Origin of the sequence: Marinobacter sp. LV10R520-4 (assembly GCF_002563815.1) — a bacterium.
Taxonomy (GTDB): Bacteria; Pseudomonadota; Gammaproteobacteria; order Pseudomonadales; family Oleiphilaceae; genus Marinobacter.
The window spans coordinates 473,435-492,790 of sequence record NZ_PDJM01000001.1; the positions used below are offsets into that span (position 1 = coordinate 473,435).

The 19,356-nt window shown below is 53.6% G+C and carries 16 protein-coding genes and 3 pseudogenes; 15 read left to right on the forward strand and 4 right to left on the reverse strand.

The genetic code is table 11. From position 1 onward, the window contains the following. Nucleotides 1-10 precede the first annotated feature (10 nt). On the reverse strand, nt 11-2,905 hold the full coding sequence (locus tag ATG98_RS02230; protein ID WP_098422047.1) for an EAL domain-containing protein: 2,895 nt from the start codon (nt 2,903-2,905) through the stop codon (nt 11-13). A gap of 529 nt (nt 2,906-3,434) precedes the next feature. Here ATG98_RS02230 and ATG98_RS22125 point away from each other — a divergent pair. From ATG98_RS22125 to tnpC, 6 genes and pseudogenes are all read left to right on the forward strand, one after another. Then, nucleotides 3,435-3,581 (forward strand): hypothetical protein, encoded by a 147-nt coding sequence (locus ATG98_RS22125; protein ID WP_228705996.1) that lies wholly within the window; start codon nt 3,435-3,437, stop codon nt 3,579-3,581. Beyond that, nucleotides 3,578-3,973: a hypothetical protein gene (locus ATG98_RS02235; protein WP_228705997.1), complete on the forward strand. Its 396-nt coding sequence runs from the start codon at nt 3,578-3,580 to the stop codon at nt 3,971-3,973. Before ATG98_RS22125 ends, ATG98_RS02235 begins: the two co-directional genes overlap by 4 nt. Nucleotides 3,974-4,009: 36 nt before the next feature. Further along, a pseudogene (locus ATG98_RS22130) lies at nt 4,010-4,102 on the forward strand (DeoR family transcriptional regulator); the annotation flags it as partial. Nucleotides 4,103-4,134: 32 nt separating this feature from the next. After that, a complete protein-coding gene (locus ATG98_RS22135) occupies nt 4,135-4,668 on the forward strand; it encodes a DeoR/GlpR family DNA-binding transcription regulator (protein ID WP_228705998.1) in 534 nt (177 codons plus the stop codon). Nucleotides 4,669-4,933: 265 nt separating this feature from the next. Continuing rightward, nucleotides 4,934-5,137, forward strand: coding sequence for a hypothetical protein (locus ATG98_RS02245; RefSeq protein WP_098422048.1), 204 nt, complete (start codon nt 4,934-4,936; stop codon nt 5,135-5,137). A gap of 213 nt (nt 5,138-5,350) precedes the next feature. Next, nucleotides 5,351-6,789 (forward strand): annotated as a pseudogene (gene tnpC, locus ATG98_RS02250) (IS66 family transposase). Between the two features lie 95 nt (nt 6,790-6,884). Here tnpC and ATG98_RS02255 read toward each other — a convergent pair. Next, complete coding sequence (locus ATG98_RS02255; RefSeq protein ID WP_228706237.1) at nt 6,885-7,154, reverse strand: GGDEF domain-containing protein; 270 nt, start codon at nt 7,152-7,154, stop codon at nt 6,885-6,887. Then, nucleotides 7,151-9,046: a DNA topoisomerase IV subunit B gene (parE, locus tag ATG98_RS02260; protein WP_098422050.1), complete on the reverse strand. Its 1,896-nt coding sequence runs from the start codon at nt 9,044-9,046 to the stop codon at nt 7,151-7,153. Before parE ends, ATG98_RS02255 begins: the two co-directional genes overlap by 4 nt. 266 nt (nt 9,047-9,312) lie before the next feature. Here parE and ATG98_RS02265 point away from each other — a divergent pair, with 266 nt between their 5' ends. From ATG98_RS02265 to ATG98_RS02305, 9 genes and pseudogenes are all read left to right on the forward strand, one after another. Then, nucleotides 9,313-10,110, forward strand: a complete 798-nt coding sequence (locus ATG98_RS02265; protein WP_098422051.1) for a hypothetical protein — start codon at nt 9,313-9,315, stop codon at nt 10,108-10,110. A 14-nt stretch (nt 10,111-10,124) separates the two neighbouring features. Further along, nucleotides 10,125-12,617: a trimethylamine-N-oxide reductase TorA gene (gene torA, locus ATG98_RS02270; RefSeq protein WP_098422052.1), complete on the forward strand. Its 2,493-nt coding sequence runs from the start codon at nt 10,125-10,127 to the stop codon at nt 12,615-12,617. Beyond that, a complete protein-coding gene (torD, locus tag ATG98_RS02275; RefSeq protein ID WP_098422053.1) occupies nt 12,614-13,333 on the forward strand; it encodes a molecular chaperone TorD in 720 nt (239 codons plus the stop codon). The genes torA and torD overlap by 4 nt, the downstream gene beginning before the upstream one ends. Nucleotides 13,334-13,502: 169 nt before the next feature. Then, nucleotides 13,503-14,801, forward strand: a complete 1,299-nt coding sequence (locus ATG98_RS02280) for an NCS2 family permease (protein WP_098419316.1) — start codon at nt 13,503-13,505, stop codon at nt 14,799-14,801. 40 nt (nt 14,802-14,841) lie between these two features. Continuing rightward, nucleotides 14,842-15,384 carry an adenine phosphoribosyltransferase gene (locus ATG98_RS02285; protein ID WP_098419317.1) on the forward strand — a complete coding sequence of 181 codons (543 nt, stop codon included), beginning with the start codon at nt 14,842-14,844 and terminating at the stop codon, nt 15,382-15,384. 105 nt (nt 15,385-15,489) lie between these two features. Beyond that, nucleotides 15,490-16,149 carry a fumarylacetoacetate hydrolase family protein gene (locus tag ATG98_RS02290; RefSeq protein ID WP_098422054.1) on the forward strand — a complete coding sequence of 220 codons (660 nt, stop codon included), beginning with the start codon at nt 15,490-15,492 and terminating at the stop codon, nt 16,147-16,149. A 69-nt stretch (nt 16,150-16,218) separates the two neighbouring features. Beyond that, nucleotides 16,219-17,532 (forward strand): ABC1 kinase family protein, encoded by a 1,314-nt coding sequence (locus ATG98_RS02295; RefSeq protein ID WP_098419319.1) that lies wholly within the window; start codon nt 16,219-16,221, stop codon nt 17,530-17,532. Nucleotides 17,533-17,560: 28 nt separating this feature from the next. Beyond that, nucleotides 17,561-17,743 (forward strand): annotated as a pseudogene (locus tag ATG98_RS22905) (methyl-accepting chemotaxis protein); the annotation flags it as partial. Continuing rightward, nucleotides 17,730-17,909 (forward strand): hypothetical protein, encoded by a 180-nt coding sequence (locus ATG98_RS02305; RefSeq protein WP_098419321.1) that lies wholly within the window; start codon nt 17,730-17,732, stop codon nt 17,907-17,909. The pseudogene ATG98_RS22905 and the gene ATG98_RS02305, both read left to right, overlap by 14 nt. A 309-nt stretch (nt 17,910-18,218) precedes the next feature. Here ATG98_RS02305 and ATG98_RS02310 read toward each other — a convergent pair whose 3' ends face one another. After that, nucleotides 18,219-19,040, reverse strand: a complete 822-nt coding sequence (locus tag ATG98_RS02310) for a DUF2628 domain-containing protein (protein WP_098422056.1) — start codon at nt 19,038-19,040, stop codon at nt 18,219-18,221. Nucleotides 19,041-19,356 lie beyond the last annotated feature (316 nt).

Sequence of the window (19,356 nt, forward strand, 5' to 3'; positions counted from 1 at the left end):
AAGTCTCGAACTACCCCGGTTGCAGAAGTTCTTGCAGCTCGGTTGCATCCATGGGCTTTCCAAACAGATAGCCTTGTAATTGATCGCAACCGCAATGACGCAAAGCTTCTGCCTGGGCCTCGGTTTCCACACCCTCGCCGACGGCCGTAGCACCGAAAGCATGCGACATGGCTATCGTTGCTTTGACAATGGCAGCATCACCCTGATCAGTGAGCATGTCGTGCACAAACTCACGATCAATTTTAACTTTGTCAAATCTGAACAGCTTTAGAAAGCTCAGACTGGAATACCCTGTCCCAAAATCATCGGCAGCCAGCAGCACTCCCAGCGCCTGAATCTCATCGAGTATCTCGCGAGCAATAGCGGTCCCCTGCAAGACACTCCCTTCGGTCAACTCCAGTTCAAGCTTATCTGGCGCAAGGCCGCTAACTTCCAGCGCCGTCTGGACAGACTGGGTCAAAGCAGGCTCCCGCAACTGACGCGCCGAGACATTAACGGCGACAAAACCTAGTATCAGCCCGGAATCCTGCCATTTCCGCGCTTGCAGGCAAGCCTGCTCCAACACCCACTGCCCGATCTGGATAATCAGATCGCTTTCCTCCGCTATGGGAATAAACCGATCCGGCTGCATGAAACCGTGCTTGGGATGCTGCCATCGCAGCAGCGCCTCACAGCCAACAACAACTCTGGTCTTTGTGTCAATCACTGGCTGGTAGTGCAGCCTCAACTCATCGCGGGCCACAGCCTGCCGCAAATCATTTTCTATGTTCAACCGCTCTGACACCTGCAGGTTCATCTCGGGCACGAAGAAACAGTGCCTATTCCGACCTGCAGATTTTGCATGATACATGGCTGTATCAGCATGCATCAGCAAAGTTTCAGTATTGCTCCCATCAGCAGGGTAGACGCTGACCCCCATACTGGTGGTCACAATAAGTTCTCGCCCCCTCAAGCAGGTCGGCTGGCGCAGCGCCTCGCCAAGATTTTGAACAATTGGAATGGCTTCTTCCGGTTTGGACAGGCAATCCAGGATAACGGCAAACTCGTCGCCCCCCAGGCGCGCCTTCGTGTCATGCTTGCGTAAATTCGCATCCAGACGCCGCCCGATCTCACACAACAGCAAGTCACCAATGGCATGCCCCATGGTATCGTTGACCAGCTTGAAGTTATCAAGATCGATGAAGATAACGGCCACCATCAAATCACTCTGTTGCGCCTGACAGATGGCCTGTTTAAGTCGTTCCTCAAACAACACGCGGTTGGCCAAGCCGGTCAATTGATCGTGGGTCGCCCGCTGTAGCAACTCAGCCTCAAAACGCTTCTGCTCGCTGATATTTCTAGCGATTGCCGACAGATGTATTTCTTGCCCTTCCTCATTGGAGTGCGCAATCAGCAGCAACAAAACCGGAACTTCGCCCTTTGACTCACTCCACAGCATCAGTTCCCCGCTCCAGACGCCATTTGACAAGGCCTTGGGCAAAGCTTTTTCGCGCACCAGCCGCCGTGATTCCGCAGTCAGCAAATCATCAAACCGGCGGTTACCGACCTCCTCAACGAGCACCCCTGTCAGCTGTCTGCGTCCGGCCGGGTTGAGGTATATCAACTTGCGATCCACCGTAAACATAGTGATGATATCTGGGGTGGCGTCCATAATTGAGAGCAAGCGCTGCCGATCTGCCTCCATCTGCAAGCGCTGGGTGGCGTCGCGAACCACTGCGATCACTTGTCGCTGACTGCCACTTAGCTTCGGGCTAAGGCTAATTTCAACCGAGACCTCACTGCCATCCTTGCGCAGCGCCGTCATCGCCGACATGCCTCCTATTGCTTGAGAATATGGCGCCTCAACGTAACGCCTGTGATAAACACCCTGTGCCCGTCGATGGCGCAGCGGAACCAACTCATGCACCGTGCGCCCCACCAGATCTTCGCGGGAATAACCAAAAATTCGCTCAGCTTCCCGGTTGATACGAAGAATGCGGCCATCATTAGCGCTAATGACAATACCATCAGCAGCGGACTCCAATATGCTATCCGTCTCCTTCTCAGCACATTGCGCGATTTCCGCCTCCTCCCGGAGCTGATCGAGAAGGTGTTGGGTTCGAAGATTACCCTTATTAAATGCCTCAACCAGTTCGCCCACCTCATCACTGGCCTGATAATCAAAGCGCCACCCATAGCTGCCCTGGTCGGCCCGAAGCGCCAGGCGGGCCAGCTCACGCAAAGGCCGCACCCCCTGCCGATAACCTATTAAGGCAAACGCGATCAGCAGCAGCAGCCCCAGCAACTGCAACGCATTCAAAACCTTGTATTGCGCACTCTGAACGCGACGCTGGCTCGCAACCAACAGTTCGGTCAGAGCTTCAGCCCGAGTCAGCAAACGCTCATTGTTTGCTTCAAAGTACGAACTTTGATCAGAAAGCCCACCCCCCGCCATCGGTTTCAAAACAAGTTCTGTGACGGCTCGATACTCAATCCAGCCGGCCTGTAGCTCCGTGATATATGCTTTAAGCTGCTGTCTATCCCTCTTGAACAACAGGCCAAAAGGCGCACTCGCGACCGTTTTAAGACTTGAGTCATAGCTGTTGACGCTCTGCTTAATGGCCTCAAGACACGAGGCAATCGCGGCACTTTCATGAGGGGCATAACCGCCACATACTATCGACAGCAAAGCGATACGCTGACTGTGAATCCGCAGTTTGCCGGCCTCGTTCACCAGCCCGCTGAAAGAAGCGATCTGACTTCTCCCCAGATAGCCAACTCCTGCATGCGCACTCCATAACAGCAGAAAAATAAGCGTCACAAGAGTCAGTTTGCGGCCCAGCGTTAATCGGAAGATGCCTTGTTTGCGATGTTTAGGGGATGATGCGATGAGTTTTTGTTGCTTGTTTAGAGGCTCACAATCCATGATTAGCCATGCTTCTGTGCCATGTTTATGATTATTGTTAAATAATCAATATACACAGGCGAACCCTAGTCGTCTTGATACAAGTCATATTATTAGGAGAGTCTTCAGTCTGGTTATCCCCAATAAAGAGCGGAGGTGCATTCAACCGGTCACGACAACACCATTAATCTCCGCCCTAGCTGGGAGTAATGGTAGATGTCCACAACGAACCCAATGAACGCTGTGAGGAAAGTGTAGTGGTTCAATGATTCCGGACATCAACGTAGGTGGTAATATGGCTGCCCTAAGCGAGGCGCCTGATGACAGGAACACAACGTTCCTTTTCTCCCAAGTTAAAGCCGGACGCTGCCAGCCTGCTGCTTGACCAAGGATCTCGCGTTGCGCAGCGCTGTAAGTCTTTCTGTATGGGTGGAAGTACCCTATGGTGATGGGTGCAACAGCAAGCTGATGGGGGAGGCAATCGAGGAAATCGATCGCCGTCCGGACTTTCGGGGCGGCTGCTCTTGTTGTGAACTGGAAAGCCGATTATATGACGAACACTATTGAGTTTGGTGACGCTGATATTTTGTTCACCGATGTGGACGATACGTTGACCACAGAGGGCCGGCTGCTGCCAGAGACCAGCCTTTCCGTTATGTCGATGTGGCGGTGGACTACAACCAGCAACAGTCTTTGACGCCGGAACAGGTGGCGACGATTCACGACGCCCTGATAGCCCAGGGCTTCAACGTTCGGAAAAGTTCGATTCATCTCAACATATTTCTGGGCGACTTCGATAAATCCACCATGGCATTACGAGTAGGTCGTGAATTACTGGGCCTGGATCTGCAGGCATTGCAGCAGCGCTCGGTATTTATTGGCGATGCGCCCAATGACGAGAGCATGTTTCGCCACTTCCCATTGAGTGTTGGTGTAGCAAACATTCGCAAGCACTTGCCCGTGATGACCCATCGGCCGGCGGCAATCGTCAGCCAACGTTCGGGCCTGGGTTTTGCTGAGATGGCGGAGGCTTGGCTGCGCCAGCGCGCAGAATCCGGGCTGAAACCGGCCGATACACGCCTCGGATGATATCAACGAGGGTTAACTGATCGAGTATCTAGTCTGATGGGCGCCAAAGAACGGCAGCGTAGCATTCTGGAATGGGTGCATGAGCAGGAGCATGTCGAAGTTGAAGACATTGCGCAGCGCTTTGGCGTCACGACATCAACAAGCTGTGCGAACAGGGCCTCTTGCGCCATCGTTACGGTGGCGTCAGCTTACCTGCCAGCGTTGCTGCAAATCCCATTGATGATAACCAAGTGCGCAATTTACGGATCAAGCAGCAGATCGCTAAGCGCATCGCGGCTGATATTCCGGAAGCGGCCACCGTCAGCCTTGGTGTGGGCAGTACCATCGAACTGGTGGCGCAAGCGCTGATCCATCATCAATCACTCCGGGTTTTGACCAACAACCTCAGTGTGGCCTCAGCGCTTTCAGGGAATTCCGGCATCGAAGTGATCGTGTCTGGCGGACAATATCGGCACAAAGACCACGATGTGGTCGGTCAGGAAGTTACCAATTTCTTCAGTTCTTTCATCACCGACTTCGGCATCATCAGTACCGGCAGCATGGATCTGCAGAACGGGTTGATGGACCATGATATTCGCGAGGCCGAAGTCAGCCGAGCGATCATAGCCAATACCCGGACCCGCATGCCTGGTGGCTCATCACAGCAAATGGACTACGAGCTCACATTGCAAGGTAGCTTCGTTCAAGTACGTTGATCGCTTCTATACCGATGTCATCCGCAATCAGCAACGGGCGGGCCTACCTGGCTCGGTAGAAATCATCAATTTGGCGAACCGCTCATTTCTTATCTTCCTCAACACGGCGAGCAAAGTTGCTCAAGCACAGAAACTTGAACAACTATTGCCGTGGAATGCGTAATTGGAGCGGGCTTCAAAAAAAGTGGCTCAGTTCGGCTGTGGGTAAGGGGATCGGTGCCATACTGCACGCATGCATTAGCGTCACAAGTAAGGAATCGGATATATGGCGAATGGCACATGGAACTGGGATCCGAACAGTTTGCTCGATGATCTTCCAATGGAAGATACCCCCGGTGTAAAGCTTTTGCTTAACAGTGCCGGATTACTAATGGCCGACCGTGGCGAAATTATCGACAAGATTCTTAAGCCAGATGTAACTATTCAGCTCAAAAAACCCGTGAAAGTTCTTGACAGGGTTTTTGCTTGAATCTCTTCACCTTATTGGCATACGCACCGATGCTACTAGACAGGCCATAAGCGACGACATGAGAGCGATTGAAGGGCTTCAATGACCGATGCCTATCACGGGGCAGCCCCGGTTTTTTAATCGCCTTATAAGAGCGCTCAGAGCCAAAAATGTCGCCCTGAAAACCCGTGCGATAATGGCTGTCTTACAAAGCCATTCCGGTGCGGGTAGACATTGAAAATAGACAATATCGACATTGATTCGGCAATCGCCTCCGTCAAGAACCTTCTTGAGAAAGAGCGTGACCTGTCGCCTTCATTCAAGGCCGCTCTGGAAGTGCTGCTCGTTTTGGTGGCGCTCCTGCTTAACCGCACGACGCTCAATAGTAAAAATAGTCGTAAGCCGCCCTCAACGGATCCGAACCGTGACAAATCTTCCAGAAAGGGTTCCAGCAATAGCAAGCCTGGCGGACAGAAGGGGCGTATCGGAACCACCTTGCGGCCAGTCGATGATCCTGATGCCGTGAAAGCGCTGAAAGTCGATCGACGCTCTCTGCCAAAAGGACGGCGGTATCAAGAGGACGGTTATGAAACACGGCAGGTCATCGATATTGATATCGCGCGATTCGTGACTGAATACCGAGCACAGGTTATTAAAGACGATCAGGGAAATCGATTTGTTGCTGCCTTTCCGGACAGGGTCAATCGGTCGGTTCAGTATGGCATCGGCATCAAGGCCAATGCGGTCTATATGTCGCAGTTTCAGCTGTTGCCTTATGACCGAATCCGTGACCACTTTCAGGAGCAGATGGGCATTCCGGTCAGTGCTGGCTCTGTCTTCAATTTCAACAAAGAGGCCTACAAGAAGCTGGACCATTTCGAGCAGTGGGCGAAGGCTCAGCTCGCCAAGTCTGATCTCATGCATGTTGATGAGACCGGCATCAACCTAAACGGGAAGCGCCACTGGTTGCACTGCGCGTCCAATAGCGCATTAACGCTGCTCTACCCCCACACCAAGCGTGGCACCGAGGCCATGGACGAGATGAGCGTCTTGCCCTTCTTCAACGGAGTGTTGTGTCACGATCATTGGAAGCCGTACTACCGTTACGCGTGCACCCATTCCCTGTGCAATGCGCACCCTCTTCGAGAGCTGGAGAGGGCATGGGAGCAGGACGGTCAACACTGGGCCAAGGCGATGAAAGCCCTGCTGATCGATATGAACAATACGGTAGCGGATGCCGGTGGCCGCTTGCCAGCCACTGATGCTGAACGGTGGCGACAGCGCTATCGACAACGTCTCGAAGAGGCAGATAGCGAATGTCCACCACCCGATGAGAGCCAGCGAGAGGCAGGGAAACGAGGCAGGCTAAAACGATCAAAAGCCCGAAACTTGCTGGAAAGGTTACGAAACTTTGAGCACGACGTTCTGCGTTTCATGGATATCGAGTACGTCCCCTTCACCAACAATCAGGGGGAGAACGACCTGCGCATGACGAAAGTGCAGCAGAAAATATCCGGTTGTTTTCGATCCATGGCGGGGGCGAAGATCTTTTGTCGCGTTCGCAGTTACCTGTCAACGTGCCGTAAGCAAGGGATGTCAGCCACAGAGGCGCTGGCTTTACTCTTTCAGGGGAAAACCCTGCGTTTATGGATACCGATGAGACTCAATTTTAATGATCGTGGCAGATATGAGCTGAATAGTTACGCTTATTAATGAGTCAATGCGCAGAGGGGGCGTATTGATCGATCAGTATCATGGCATTACGCATCTATACGATAGAAGCGGTATTAATAATACTGCACGTGCAGTTCCTGCCTTCATTTTTAGCTTGATTCAGTGCTTTATCGGCTAGTTCGATCAATAAATCGGTAGTTTTATTACTATCTGGAATAAAGCTAGCCACACCAAGACTTGCTGTAACGTTTATTGTTTGATCTGAAAATATAATTTTTAAGCTTTCAATTTCATATCGAATACGTTCTGCGATATTCATCGCACCCTGGTGTTCGTTATCAGGTAAAATAATGACCAGCCCTATACCGGAACATCCGCCATATTACCGTAAGCTTCCAGCCAGGCACGCCGATCGGGCGCCCGCTTTTTACCCAATAACATGTCCATACAGCTGTCGGTGTCGTCACCGTCTGCAATGGTCAGCATCACCAACCTGCGGGTATCCGGCGCCATGGTGGTTTCGCGCAACTGCAGCGGGTTCATCTCACCCAGGCCCTTAAAACGCGTGACCGACACTTTTCCGCGGCTGTTCTCTGCCGCCAGGCGGTCGATAATGCCCTGCTTTTCCGACTCATCCAGGGCGTAGAAGGTCTGCTTGCCAAGATCTACCCGGTACAGCGGCGGCATAGCCACAAACACGTGGCCGGCGGCAACCACCGGCCGGAAGTGCTTCACAAAAAGCGCGCAAAGCAGCGTGGCGATGTGCAGCCCGTCGGAGTCGGCATCGGCCAGAATACAGACCTTGTTGTAGCGCAAACCGGCCAGCTCGTTTGAACCCGGGTCTACCCCGATGGCCACCGCGATGTCGTGAATTTCCTGCGACGCCAGCACTTCGCTGGAATCCACTTCCCAGGTATTCAGAATTTTGCCCTTTAAGGGCATAACGGCCTGAAATTGGCGGTCCCGGGCCTGCTTCGCCGAGCCACCGGCGGAATCGCCCTCTACCAGAAACAGTTCCGAGCGCGCGGTGTCACTGCCCGAGCAATCCGCCAGCTTGCCCGGTAGCGCAGGGCCCGAGGTAATTCGTTTACGGGCTACTTTTTTACTCGCTTTCAGGCGGCGCTGGGCGTTGCTGATAAAAAGCTCAGCCAGTATTTCGGCGATGTCGGTGTGCTGATTCAACCACAAACTGAAGGCATCTTTCACCACACCGGAAATAAACGCGGCAGCCTGGCGCGATGACAGGCGCTCTTTAGTCTGACCGGAAAACTGCGGCTCCTGCATTTTGAATGACAACACATAAACCACCCGCTCCCAGATATCCTCCGGTGACAACTTGATACCACGGGGCAGCAGGCTGCGGAACTCACAAAAGTCACGCATGGCTTCTAGCAGGCCTGTGCGCAGACCGTTGACGTGGGTGCCGCCCTGGGCGGTTGGAATAAGGTTAACGTAGCTTTCGGCAACGGCGTCACCGCCGTCGGGCAACCACTGGATGGCCCAGTCCACGATTTCTGTATTGCCAGAAAAACTGCCAGTAAACGGCTCAAGAGGCACCACTTCGCTGCCCGCCAGGGAAATACGCAAATAATCCCGCAGGCCGTCTTGATAACACCACTCGTCTTTCTCGCCGGTTTTTTCCTGGCTAAAGGTCACCGTTAACCCAGGACACAAAACCGCCTTGGCGCGTAGATTGTGGCGCAGGCGGCTGACCGAGAAATTGGCCGAGTCAAAATATTTAGTGTCCGGTGTGAATTTAAGCCGGGTACCGGTATTGCGCTTGCCGCAGCTGTCAACGACCTCCAGCTCAGTCACTTTATCGCCGTTGGCGAACGTCATCCGGTGTACCTGACCGTTGCGCCGAATAAGCACTTCCAGATGCGTCGACAGCGCGTTGACCACCGACACACCCACCCCGTGCAAGCCACCGGAAAAACTGTAGTTGCCCTCGGAAAACTTACCGCCGGCGTGTAGCCGCGACAGAATCAGCTCTACCCCTGGCACGCCCTCTTCCTTGTGCATATCCACCGGCATGCCCCGGCCATCGTCTTCCACGCTCAGTGAGCCGTCGCTGTAAAGCACGACATCAATACGTTTTGCGTGGCCGGCCAGAGCCTCGTCCACGCTGTTATCAACTACTTCCTGGGCAAGATGATTGGGGCGGCTGGTGTCGGTGTACATCCCCGGCCTTTTTCGCACCGGGTCCAAACCGCTTAAAACTTCAATGGCATCGGCGTTGTAAGTTTGCTCGCTCATGGGCGGGGTAAAGCTCCGAATGGGAAATAGTGGACCGCGGCCTAGCTTAGAGAATCAGCAGCAAAGTTCAACGGCTGTTTAATAACGTCAAGCCAGAGTGTCGAAAATCGGGGTGTGTGGGTAACTTCATTTATTTTGATGACGTGAAGGTCGTTTGGCTTCCCTAAATCGGGCTGGAACTTAGAGAAACTGATTTGGATCAACTACATCCCCCGGTTATGCGAGGATGACATTACCATAGATTCATGAAATAATTGGAGCCTGCCATGCGCGAGTCATCCCTTGCCAGGAACAACGACGAAAAAGGCGATGAAGCCACCAGCAAAGCGCTGGAATGGCAGATTGTACTCTTTGTTACGTTCATAATCCTGCCGGCCACCGAGCGCAATCAGAGTTGCCTTGACTGCCACAAGGGTATTGCCCACCAGCTGCCCAAGCAGATGAACACCAGCCTGGACCCCGCTCTGGCGCGCCTGATGAACCAGGCCAGCGGCGAGAGTCTGAGCAACGGCGAAACCTATTACACCGTCAAATCCGTTGATCTGTACAGCGATCCGCAAATGCAGCAGTTGGCGGGCTCACTGGAACCGGCTTCGGCGGTAAAAGTACTCAACACCCAGAACGATGCCGTGGAGATTCAGATATCAGCCTGGCGCAAGCAAAAAGGTTTTGGTCGGGTTATGTATGAAGACTTTGGCCTGAACGTAGCCAGCGCAGTGCTTGAAAAAGACGTAGCCACCGACGACACCCGCTTTATTGAAGGCAACAGCAGGGTAGACGATTTGACCGGCCTGGGCTGGCAGGAAGCCGACATCACCTTGTGGGTGAAAAAAGGCGGCTTCCTGCCGAGCCGCGACGCTCTGTGGGGCTACGCCGGCGACACCTATTCCGAAGGCTGCAGCGTTTGCCATGGCGAACCCGACCCGGCGCATTTTGACGCCAACACTTGGCCTGCCATGTTTGCCGGTATGGTCGGCTCCACCAACATGAACGCCGAAACCCAGGCTCTGGTGCTGAAGTATCTGCAGCTGCACTCCTCAAACTTTGCTGAAAACGCACACTAACCCCCGAGGCAAACATGGCAATTACACGCAGACAGTTTATGCAAGGACTTGCTTCGGTTTCTGCCGGAGCCATGATCGGCCCCGGCCTGCTTATGCAGGCCGCCCAAGCCGCCGTGTCCGCAGAAGGCAGCTGGAAGATCACAGGCTCCCACTTCGGTGCTATCAAGGCGCTGGTAAAAGGCGGGAAAGTAGCCGAGATCAAACCCTTTGAACAGGACCAACACCCCACCGACATGATCAAAGGCGTGCTGGGCATTATTTATAATCCGTCACGCATCCGTTACCCCATGGCGCGCCTGGACTGGCTTAAAAACCGTGAAAACAGCGACCGCACCCAGCGCGGCGACAACCGCTTTGTGCGCCTGACCTGGGACGAAGCTCTGGATCTGTTTTACGAGGAATTGGAGCGGGTACAGAAAACCCACGGCCCGTCCGGCCTGCACTCCTCTACCGGCTGGCGCCAAACTGGCCAGGTGCACAGCTGCGGCAACCACATGGAACGCGCCCTGGGCATGCATGGCAACAGGGTAGCAACCATTGGTGACTACTCCACCGGAGCCGCTCAGGGCATTCTGCCTTACATACTGGGGTCAACCGAAGTGTACAGCCAGGGTACATCCTGGCCGGTGATTCTGGACAACAGCAAAACCATTATTCTGTGGGCCAATGACCCGGTCAAAAACCTGCAGGTGGGCTGGAACTGCGAAACCCACGAGTCTTACGCTTATCTGGAACAGCTCAAGCAGAAAGTGGCAGACGGCAGTATTCGCGTTATCAGCGTGGACCCGGTGCGCACCAAAACCCAAAAGTTCCTGCAATGTGAACAGCTCTACGTGAATCCGATGGCCGACGTGCCGTTCATGCTGGCCATTGCTCACACCCTTTACACCGAAGAGCTTTACGACAAGACGTTTATTGAAACCTACGCTTTGGGTTTCAAAGACTTTATCGACTATGTGATGGGTGAAACCGACGACAAGGTGGAGAAAACCCCGGCCTGGGCCGCTGCCATTTGTGGCGTGAAAGAAGACCAGATTCGTGAATTTGCCCGCCTGTTGGCTTCAGACCGTACCCAACTGATTTTTGGCTGGGCCATTCAGCGCCAGCAGCACGGTGAACAGCCTTACTGGATGGGCGCCGTTGTCGCCGCCATGCTAGGCCAGATTGGCCTGCCCGGTGGCGGAATCAGCTACGCCCACCACTACAGCTCGATTGGTGTACCAGCCTCCGGTGCCAGCGCGCCGGGTGCATTCCCCCGCAACATCGATGCCGGCAAAGAACCCAAACACGCCAGTACAGATTACAAAGGCGCCAGTAGCACAATCCCGATTGCGCGCTGGATTGACAGCATCTTGGCGCCAGGCGAAAAGTTAGAATACAACGGCGGTGAAATAACCTATCCGGATATCCGTATGGTGGTCTTCAGCGGCTGCAATCCCTGGCATCGCCACCAGGACCGCAACCGGATGAAAAAGGCGTACCAAAACCTGGAAACCGCCGTTACCATCGACTTCACCTGGAACGCCACCTGTCGCTTCTCAGACTTGGTGCTGCCTGCCTGTACCCAGTTTGAGCGCAACGACATCGACATCTACGGCTCCTACAGCAATCGTGGCCTGCTGGCCATGCACAAGCTGGTCGACCCGCTGTTCCATTCGCGCACCGACTTCGAAATCTTTACCGAATTGTGCCGTCGCTTTGATCGCCACGATGAATACAGTCGCACTATGGACGAAGGTCAATGGCTGCGCAGTTTGTACAACGCCTGTCGCGACGACAACAATAAGAGCAGTGCGGCGAGACCCCAGGAAGGCGGTTTCAACATGCCGGAGTTTGATGAATTCTGGGAAGCCGGTTATTTCGAATTTGGCAATGGCGAATCCTGGGTGCGCCACGCTGATTTCCGCAAAGATCCGGAACTGAACGCACTGGGTACCCCTTCCGGATTTATTGAAATCAGCAGCCGCAAGATCGGCCGTTATGACTACGATGACTGCAAGGCTTACCCCAGCTGGATCGAAAAAACCGAAAGGTCCCACGGCGGTCCGGGCTCCGACAAGTTTCCCCTGTGGCTACAATCCGTACACCCGGACAACCGCCTGCACTCGCAGATGTGCGAATCTGAAGAATTTCGCGCCACCTACACGGTTCAGGGCCGTGAGCCGGTGTTTATGGGCCCGGAAGACGCCAAAGCCCGCGGCATCGCCGATGGCGACCTGGTGCGGGTGTTCAACGATCGTGGCCAGCTGCTGGCCGGTGCGGTGGTATCGGACGACTTTCCACCGGGCGTTATTCGTATTCAGGAGGGCGCTTGGTACGCCCCGGAAGACGCCAGCATTGGTTCCCTGGACACCTACGGTGATCCCAATACCCTGACCATGGACATAGGCACCTCGCGACTGTCTCAGGCCGTAAGCGCCAATACGTGTCTGGCGCAGATGGAGAAGTTCACCGGCAAAGCGCCGGCGGTAACCGCCTTTGGTGGCCCGATTGAGGTCGAGGTATGACCACCGCACCAGTCACCGAACCGGTCACCGAACCGGTCACTACACTGCAGGCGCCGGATTGGCGCCATGCGGCTTTGTGCCAATGGTTCGCGACGCTGTTTGCAGCAGAGCTGACCGAGGCACAGATACTGGCGTATCAACAGGGCGAGGGTGATGCCATTATTGATGTGCTGAGCGAAATACCGGAGCTGGCCGAGCCAGCCGCTCGGTTTCGCGATGCCTTCAACGGTCTGAACCTAATGGCTCACCCAAGGCTTGAGCTGGCGGCCGATTTTGCTGCCATGTTTCTGATGGACAAACGCAGCAGCGCCCTGCCCTACGCGTCGGTTTACACCTCACCTGGCGGCAACTTTTTCAGTAAGGCCCAGGAACAGATGCAGCAACGACTGGCCGCCAACAAGCAGGCGGTAAAACCGGGCTTTGGCGAACCTTCTGATCACCTTGCAGTGATGCTGGACTATCTGGGCGAGCAATTCGACCAGCTAACCGAACACACGGCCAGCGCCGAACAAACGCAAAAACTTATCGCCATTCAGACCTTTGTCGAGCGCGAGTTGATGAACTGGTTGCCCGCATTCGTCCAGCAGGGCACCACAGTCAACACCGTTTGTCAGATTTATCCAGCGCTGATGAATCTGCTACCGGCTTTCTGCCAGCACCTGCTGGCGCTGGCATACATGCCCGAAGGCCAGGCAAAAACCACAAGCAATTCGTGAAGCCGTACCCGCTAAACGCAAAAAAGCCGCATTCTGATCTAACGTCTGACGTCAATCATCCCTTGGCCTGAGAGCCGTCAGGCGTTAACATTGCCGTTTTTTAAGCAGCCCGATTTTTCCAATCAGACCGACTCCCGAAATCCCAGCATCTGTGAGGCAGACCCCCGTCATGCTTGAACGATTGTTTAAACTCCAGGCCCACGGCACCAACGTCCGTAAGGAAGTCGTTGCCGGTATTACCACCTTTTTGACCATGGCCTATGTGATCGTGGTTAACCCCAGTATTTTGTCGTCCACCGGTATGGATTTTGGCGCGGTGTTTGTAGCCACCTGCCTGGCAGCCGTTGTTGGGACGCTGATTATGGGCCTGTGGGCCAACTACCCGATTGCCCTGGCACCGGGCATGGGCCTGAACGCATTTTTCGCGTTCACCGTGGTGGGCAGCATGGGTTACACCTGGCAAGTGGCTCTTGGCGCCGTGTTTATGTCGGGCTTGCTGTTCTTCGCATTGAGTGTTTTCAAGGTACGTGAGTGGATCATTAACTCTATACCACTGTCATTGCGCTTTGGAATCTCTGCAGGCATTGGCTTCTTTCTGGCGCTGATTGCTCTTGAAAACGCCGGAATCGTGGTCGACAACCCTGCCACCCTGGTGGGCATGGGCGACATTAAAGCGCCCGAGAGCCTGCTGTTTTTTGGCGGCTTCATTCTGATTTGCGCGCTGTCGTTCCGCCGCGTTACCGGCGCGGTGATGATCGGCATTATTGCCGTTACCCTGGTAGCGCTGGCTACCGGCATGATTGAGTACAACGGCCTGTTTTCAGCACCGCCCAGCCTGGCCCCCACTTTTATGCAGCTAGACCTGGCCGGCGCGTTTAACGTTGGTATGATCAGCGTTATTTTTGCTTTTCTGTTTGTTGACCTGTTTGACACCTCTGGCACCTTAATCGGCGCCGCGCAGCGTGGCGGCCTGCTGGACAAAAATGGCAAACTGCCACGCCTGGGACGCGCGCTTATGTCAGACTCCGTGGCCACCATGTCGGGTGCTGTTCTGGGCACATCAACCACCACCAGCTATGTGGAATCCACCGCCGGTATCGCCGCGGGTGGCCGCACCGGCCTAACAGCGGTAGTTGTCGCCGGCCTGTTTGCCGCGTGCCTGGTACTGGCACCCATTGCCAGCATCATTCCCGCCTACGCCACCGCTCCGGCGCTGTTGTATGTGGCCGTGCTAATGGCCAGTGGCCTGAAGCTGATCGACTGGGACGACGTGACCGATGCCGCACCAGCAGTTGTCACCGCGCTGATGATGCCGCTGACGTTCTCGATTGCTAACGGCATCGCCCTGGGCTTTATCACCTACGCGGTACTGAAAGCCCTGAGCGGTCGTTGGTCTGATCTCAATCTGAGCGTGGTTGTTATCGCTCTGGTGTTTATTCTTAAATTCATTTTCCTGGATGTCGCGTAAGCGGCACTATCACGGCATTCCGGCGCAAGGCAGACGTTTCATGGATTACTTTTCCCAAAGCATCAAGCAGGCTATCCGTACGGTTCCGGACTGGCCGAAACCTGGTGTCACTTTTCGCGATATCACCACGGTGCTGCAGAACAAAACCGCGTTTCGTAAGCTGATTGATGCCTTTGTACACCGCTACCACGACCAGCATATAGACGCGATCGCTGCAGTAGACGCCCGTGGCTTTATCATTGGCTCTGCGCTGGCGTATGAACTGAACGCCTCGCTGGTGTTGATTCGCAAGAAAGGCAAGCTGCCGTTTGACACTTTGGTGGAAGACTACGAGCTGGAATACGGCACCGCCTCGGTGGAACTGCACAAAGACGCCCTCAAACCCGGCGACAAAGTGGTTCTGGTAGACGACCTGATAGCCACTGGCGGCACCATGCTAGCCGCCTCCCGGCTGATTCGGCGGATTGGCGCAGAGATTGTAGAAGTAGCGGCGATGATCGACCTGCCCGACCTGGGCGGTTCCGACAAGCTGCGGGCCGAAGACTTAGCGGTTTATACTGTATGCTCATTCGAGGGGGAATAAGCCGCCCTCAAACCTGAACGAATGCAGTAAGTTGATTATAAGAGCTGTGAGGGCGCTGTTCTTAATTAATTTCCTGCATTTACGCAGATTTCGGAGGACACTATCGTGAATTATCAGCACCATTGGCACGACGCCACTCCTATTCATTTGCCCCTTGGCAAAATTGTCTGCATCGGCCGTAACTATGCAGAACACGCCAAAGAACTAAACAACCCGGTCCCGACCGAACCTCTGTTGTTCATAAAGCCCGCCACCGCCGCCGTACACCTGACCAGACCTCTGGACTTCCCGCGGGATCAAGGCGCTGTGCATTTTGAAACCGAATTAGCAGTGTTGATTGGCAAGCCCCTGACCAACGCCTCCGCCAGCGATGCAGAAGCGGCGATACTGGGTTATGGCCTGGCGCTGGATTTAACCCTGCGTGACCTGCAAAGCCGGCTAAAAGAGCAGGGGCAGCCCTGGGAACGGGCTAAAGGTTTTGATCGCGCCTGCCCACTCACGCCGTTCGTACCCGCCAGCGATCTGGACCAGCGCCGCCTGCACTTCAGTCTGGATATAAACGGCGAGCGCCAGCAAAGTGGCGACACCGCCGACATGCTGTTTCCGGTGGTGCCCCTGATTGCCCACATCAGTACACAGTTCTCTCTGTTACCCGGGGATGTAATACTGACGGGCACGCCCAAAGGTGTCGGGCCACTGCAATCCGGACAAATTCTGCAACTGACCCTGGAAGATCGCCTGTCGGTGTCGACCAGAGTGATTTAGACAACAGCCTCAAGCGTAGTTTAACGTGACGACGCTGAATCGTTTTTTGGTTAGGAGCGTATATCTGGTATGGCAAAAAAACCGGTTACCACCCGCAGTGGTCGTTTCTTCAAACTCGCAGGTATGACTGCCTCCGTGGCCGGACAATTCGCTGGCCAAAAGGCGCGCAGTTTTTTCAGCAGTGAAAACGACGAAGGCGCTCGCAGTGAGAGCTACAGCCGTATGGCGGCGCGTATTACCGACACTCTGGGGGAAATGAAAGGCGCCGCCATGAAGGTGGGCCAGATAGCCTCGCAGACCCAAGACTTTCTACCCCGTGAATTTTCTGACGCCCTGCAAAAGCTTCAAAAAGAAGCGCCGCCCATGCCCTTCGAGGTGATTCGCCAGCAAATTGAAACTGCTTTGGGCAAACCGGTGCACGAGCTTTACGAGTATTTGCAGGAAGCCCCTTATGCGGCAGCTTCGATAGGCCAGGTACATCGAGCGCGGATGCACGATGGCACCGACGTAATTGTGAAGGTGCAGTATCCAGGTGTTGATGAATCTTGCGATTCGGACCTTAAACAGCTGCGCCTTGCTTTGAAGCTGGGCGGCCTGCTAAAAATGCCCAAGGAATCGGTAGACCAGCTGTTCGGCGAGATCCGCGAGCGTTTGCACGAAGAGCTGGATTACGACAACGAGGCCCGCAATCTTGATGTGTTCCGAGAGTTTCATCGCAACGATCCCTGGGTGGTTATTCCGGCGGTGGTGCGCAGCCATTCAACCCGCCATGTAATGACTCTGGAGCTGGAAGAAGGCGACCACGTAGGCGATATCACCCCGGAGCGTTACAACCAGGACACCATCAATCTGATCGGCCACCGCATTTTTACGGCGATGGCCGATCAACTGTTTCGTTTTCAGTGCATTCACGGTGACCCACACGCCGGTAACTTTGCTTACCGGCCGGACGGCACTATCGTGATGTACGATTTTGGCTGTGTAAAAAAGCTGAAACCAGAGATTGTAAGGGCTTACCGCAATGCTGTAACGGCTGCTTTAGACCAGGATTATAAGGCGTTGGACCAGTATTTGATTGATTTGGGTGCGCGGGTGGAGAGCCAACCGGCGATTGATGAGGCCTATTACGCCATGTGGCGAGATATTCTGGTGGTGCCGTTTGAGTCTGAACTGCCCTACGATTTTGGTCAGGCGCGGCTGCATAAGGATGTGGCGGCCAAAACCAGTACGGTGTTTAAGTATCTGGATTCTTTCAAGCCACCGGTGGAGAGTATCTTTATTGACCGGATGATTGCGGGGCATTATTGGATGATGAAGCGGTTGGGAGTTCAGGCGGCTTTTGGTAATGAGTTGCGGGCGTATTTGGCAGAGTTTGCTGATTAGGGGTTAACCGTATAGATCCAGGGCGGGAGTAAACGGCAGAGGGTTTTCAGTTGTCGCGGATAAAGTGCGGTCTCTGGCGCAACGAATCCAGACATCCACCTCTGAAATACGCGAGCTTATTGAAAGCCTAGTGACGGAAAGTCAGCAAACCGCCGCGGTTATGAAGGCAGTGGTTGCAGCAAGTGGAAGAAAATCGAGTGGCAAGCGATAAGGCCGCTCAGTCACTCAACGATATTGGTGACGCGATTGACCGTATTACCCGAATGGGGGAGCAAATCGCCCGCGAAGCAGAGCAACAATCCATCACTTCCGAGCAGGTCAATGGCAATATCACCAAAATTATTGAGAGGTCAGAGCCTACACTCTCCGGCGTCTAGCAATCCTCCACAGCAAGCGAATCACTTGCGCGCCTGGCAACAGAAATGAAAGACCGAGTGTCGGCGTTCCGCACTTCCTGAGACTGCGATTTTTTTGGTGACTAGCCCGGTGTTTTCCAGGCAGTTAACGGCATGTTAGAAAATGCCGGGAAAGGTTATTTTTCTGGGAATTTATTGATCATTCCAAGGTGCTGAATGAAGGATAGCGAGCCAACCCGTATTCCAGTGGCGTATAACTTTTTGCATAACGGATTGCCTAAAGCCGCGCCGCAGCTTTGGGCAATCCGAGTTATTGCGCCTATCAAATGCTTATAAATCTCTTACAAACGAGAGACCGTCTTGCGTCCCGTCATGAAGCGTCATTTGCAGTGTAAAGCGTCTTTCTTGATCAAATAATTGGCGTAATGCCCAAGAAGCTTGTTGCCCATTGGCTAAGTCTACACCAAGGGTAACAACATGATTCTCTTGATCCACGGACTGAACGGTAACGGGTATTCGCGTACCGTTTATATTTAGGTCTTTTGTTTTTTCGGCCAAAGAAATTGTAATCATTGCTCCATCCGTATTGCCACGCCAAACACCGCTAACGTCCGCCAGCGTCTGACTTCTTGTTTCTTCGACATAGGTGGGACCAAATGTTGACGCTCCAAACAAAAAAATCAAAGCCACTAGCGGAAATCCAATTGCTCCTGCTGGCTTCGACAGTATTTTTGGAGAGCCATGCCACATCTTTTCATCATGCATTACTTTTCGAAAGTAATCATAGTTGGCTAGCTGAGCGCAAATTACGGCTGATGGAATCCAATAAAGCACAGCCGGTAATGCAGTGCCAATAGCGGCTTCAACAAGGGTTAGCAAAACTGCCAGTACCCATGTCGCACCGACGATTGCAGCACCTTTGACCCACATTTTTTTACTAAAGTAGTAAAGAGGGCCAAACAAAAAAGCCAGGATATTGAAAGATATCTTGCTTTTCTCTTTAAAGCTAAGCTCTTTATATTCTTTAGAACTCATGGCTTTATAGACAAACTGTTTATCCGCGCCAATTTTTTGTAAAATTTTAAACCTTGTTTTCCAGGAATTGCTCACATTTAATAGGTCACGGTTTTCAGTAGACACGGTTTCAGTCATTTTAATTCTCCATTTTCTGGATTGCTGAGGTTTTGATATATCTGTTATTGATGTCGGTGAGCAGCACTTAATGTTGAGCTCACTGAAAAGTCAGAGGCATGTTTCTATAATATGTCTTGTATCTTCCACTGCCTTATTAAAACCAGCACGATGATTTGGGTAGTGGGGGGGGAGAGCCCCAGCTTTACGTTTCTTGATCACAGTACACGGCTTTAAGGCCAGCAGATTGAAACTTATACTCATCGACGTGAAGTAGTAGGGGCTTGCAATCGAGGAAGTGCCGTAATCACGCACCGTCTAAATAATTTTCACACAA

Bases quoted from the DNA above. Each gene is read 5' to 3' on its own strand.
- ATG98_RS02230 (WP_098422047.1), bottom strand. From the start codon at position 2,905: ATGGATTGTGAGCCTCTAAACAAGCAACAAAAACTCATCGCATCATCC.
- ATG98_RS22125 (WP_228705996.1), top strand. From the start codon at position 3,435: ATGACGAACACTATTGAGTTTGGTGACGCTGATATTTTGTTCACCGAT.
- ATG98_RS02245 (WP_098422048.1), top strand. From the start codon at position 4,934: ATGGCGAATGGCACATGGAACTGGGATCCGAACAGTTTGCTCGATGAT.
- parE (WP_098422050.1), bottom strand. From the start codon at position 9,046: ATGAGCGAGCAAACTTACAACGCCGATGCCATTGAAGTTTTAAGCGGT.
- ATG98_RS02265 (WP_098422051.1), top strand. From the start codon at position 9,313: ATGCGCGAGTCATCCCTTGCCAGGAACAACGACGAAAAAGGCGATGAA.
- torA (WP_098422052.1), top strand. From the start codon at position 10,125: ATGGCAATTACACGCAGACAGTTTATGCAAGGACTTGCTTCGGTTTCT.
- torD (WP_098422053.1), top strand. From the start codon at position 12,614: ATGACCACCGCACCAGTCACCGAACCGGTCACCGAACCGGTCACTACA.
- ATG98_RS02280 (WP_098419316.1), top strand. From the start codon at position 13,503: ATGCTTGAACGATTGTTTAAACTCCAGGCCCACGGCACCAACGTCCGT.
- ATG98_RS02285 (WP_098419317.1), top strand. From the start codon at position 14,842: ATGGATTACTTTTCCCAAAGCATCAAGCAGGCTATCCGTACGGTTCCG.
- ATG98_RS02295 (WP_098419319.1), top strand. From the start codon at position 16,219: ATGGCAAAAAAACCGGTTACCACCCGCAGTGGTCGTTTCTTCAAACTC.
- ATG98_RS02310 (WP_098422056.1), bottom strand. From the start codon at position 19,040: ATGACTGAAACCGTGTCTACTGAAAACCGTGACCTATTAAATGTGAGC.